General features: G+C 71.1%; 2 protein-coding genes. One reads left to right on the forward strand and one right to left on the reverse strand.

Annotation, left to right across the window (positions count from 1 at the left end; all coding sequences use genetic code 11):
* A partial coding sequence (gcvP, locus tag AB0917_RS33905) for an aminomethyl-transferring glycine dehydrogenase (protein ID WP_366823553.1) occupies nt 1-2,005 on the forward strand: 2,005 nt, incomplete at its 5' end.
* Nucleotides 2,006-2,093: 88 nt separating this feature from the next.
* Here the strand turns inward: gcvP and AB0917_RS33910 are convergent.
* Entirely contained in the window at nt 2,094-2,300 is a 207-nt protein-coding gene (locus AB0917_RS33910; RefSeq protein ID WP_366823554.1) for a DUF5999 family protein, read from the reverse strand.
* Between the last annotated feature and the right edge of the window lie 258 nt (nt 2,301-2,558).

Raw genomic sequence — 2,558 nt, forward strand, 5'->3', positions numbered from 1 at the left:
CGGTTTCTTCCGCCACCTGTGCATGGCCGAGGAAGTGCCGGTGCAGAGCTTCGTGGTGCGCAGCGACATGGGCTGCGGCTCGACCATCGGCCCGACCCGCGAGCAGCACATCCGCCGCGAGAAGGCCACCAGCAACATCTGTACGGCGCAGGTGCTGCTCGCCGTCATGGCCGGGATGTACGCCGTCTACCACGGCCCCGACGGGCTGCGCACGATCGCCCGGCGCACCCACCGCTACGCCACGATCCTCGCCGAGGGCCTGCGCGCCTCCGGCGCCGAGGTCGTGCACGGAGCCTTCTTCGACACCCTGACCGTCAAGGTGCCCGGCAAGGCCGCGGAGATCGTCGCGGACGCCCGGGAGCGCGGGGTCAACCTCCGCCGCGTCGACGCCGACCACGTCTCCATCGCCTGCGACGAGACCACCACCCGGGCCCAGATCGCCGCCGTCTGGGCCGCCTTCGGGGCCGACGCCGACATCGAGGCGCTGGACGGCTCGGCCGCCGACGCCCTGCCCGAGGCGCTGCTGCGCTCCGACGACATCCTGACCCACCCGGTCTTCCACCAGCACCGCTCCGAGACCGCGATGCTGCGCTACCTGCGCAAGCTCGCCGACCGTGACTACGCGCTGGACCGCGGCATGATCCCGCTCGGCTCCTGCACCATGAAGCTGAACGCGACCGCCGAGATGGAGTCGATCACCTGGCCCGAGTTCGGCGCGCTGCACCCCTTCGCCCCGGCCGAGCAGGCGCAGGGCTTCCTCACGCTCATCCGTGAGCTGGAGGAGCGCCTGGCCGAGGTCACCGGTTACGACGCCGTCTCCATCCAGCCCAACGCCGGCTCCCAGGGCGAGTTCGCGGGCCTGCTGGCCGTCCGCGCCTACCACCGGGCCAACGGTGACGAGCAGCGCACCGTCTGCCTGATCCCCTCGTCCGCGCACGGCACCAACGCCGCGAGCGCGGTCATGGCGGGCATGAAGGTCGTCGTGGTGAAGACCGCCGACGACGGCGAGGTCGACATCGCGGACCTGCGGGCCAAGATCGAGCAGTACCGCGACGAGCTGGCCGTGCTGATGATCACCTACCCCTCCACGCACGGGGTCTTCGAGGAGCACGTCGCCGACATCTGCGGCGAGGTGCACGACGCGGGCGGCCAGGTCTACGTCGACGGCGCCAACCTCAACGCGCTGGTCGGGCTCGCCAAGCCCGGCAAGTTCGGCGGCGACGTCTCGCACCTGAACCTGCACAAGACCTTCTGCATCCCGCACGGCGGCGGCGGCCCCGGCGTCGGCCCGGTCGGCGTCCGCGCCCACCTCGCCCCGTACCTCCCCAACCACCCGCTCCAGCCCGCCGCGGGCCCGGAGACCGGTGTGGGCCCGATCTCGGCCGCCCCGTGGGGCTCGGCGGGCATCCTGCCGATCTCGTGGGCGTACGTCCGCCTGATGGGCGGCGAGGGGCTCAAGCGCGCCACGCAGGTCGCCGTGCTGGCCGCCAACTACATCGCCAAGCGCCTGGAGCCGCACTTCCCGATCCTGTACAACGGCCCGGCCGGACTGGTCGCGCACGAGTGCATCGTCGACCTGCGGCCGATCTCCAAGACGACCGGCGTCTCCATCGACGACGTGGCCAAGCGCCTGATCGACTACGGCTTCCACTCGCCGACCATGTCGTTCCCGGTGGCCGGCACGCTGATGATCGAGCCGACCGAGAGCGAGGACCTGGCCGAGCTCGACCGGTTCTGCGACACGATGATCGCGATCCGTGCCGAGATCGAGAAGGTCGCCTCCGGCGAGTGGAGCGCGGACGACAACCCGCTGACCAACGCCCCGCACACCGCGGCCGCGCTCGGCGGCGACTGGGACCACGGCTACAGCCGTGAGGAGGCCGTCTTCCCGTCCGGGGTGTCGGCCGCGGACAAGTACTGGCCGCCGGTCCGCCGTATCGACGGTGCCTTCGGCGACCGCAACCTGGTCTGCTCCTGCCCGCCGCTGGAGGAGTACGACAACTGACCCGTCAAGGGCGGTATGCGTCGGGGCCGGTGCGGGGATTCTCCCCGGGCCGGCCCCTTCTCCGTACAGCCTTGTCCGTACGTGCGTCTCAGGCGGCCTTCACCACGCGGTCGGCCGCCAACGGACGGTGCGGAGCGATGATCTGCCCGTCCGGCAGCAGCTCGCCGGTGTCCTCGAAGAGCAGGACACCGTTGCACAGGAGGCTCCAGCCCTGTTCCGGGTGGTGGGCCGTCAGGCGGGCCGCCTCCCGGTCGGGGGAGTCGGCGGTGGGGCAGGGTGGCTGGTGCTGGCACATGGATGGGTTCTTTCGCTGTGTCGAGTCGGGTGTCCTGCGGCGGGATGAGAGGCTCACGGCCGCCCCCGTATCAGTCGGTCCGGTCCCAGTGTTGCCCTACGGGGGTGATTCCGCAGGGATTTCGCCGCAGCTCCCGTACTCCGCCCAGCACGTGTCACCCGCGGCCTGGCAGGTGTTCGCCGACTGTGCACCGGCCGGGGCACGCCTGCATTTCGTCAGCGTCGAAAAATACCCCCTCAGCCATGCCGACCTGGCCAA

Source organism: Streptomyces sp. NPDC007346 (assembly GCF_040703535.1).
Classification (GTDB): Bacteria; Actinomycetota; Actinomycetes; order Streptomycetales; family Streptomycetaceae; genus Streptomyces.

Excerpts from the sequence above, each read along its gene's own strand:
- AB0917_RS33910 (WP_366823554.1), bottom strand. The coding sequence starts at position 2,300 with ATGTGCCAGCACCAGCCACCCTGCCCCACCGCCGACTCCCCCGACCGG.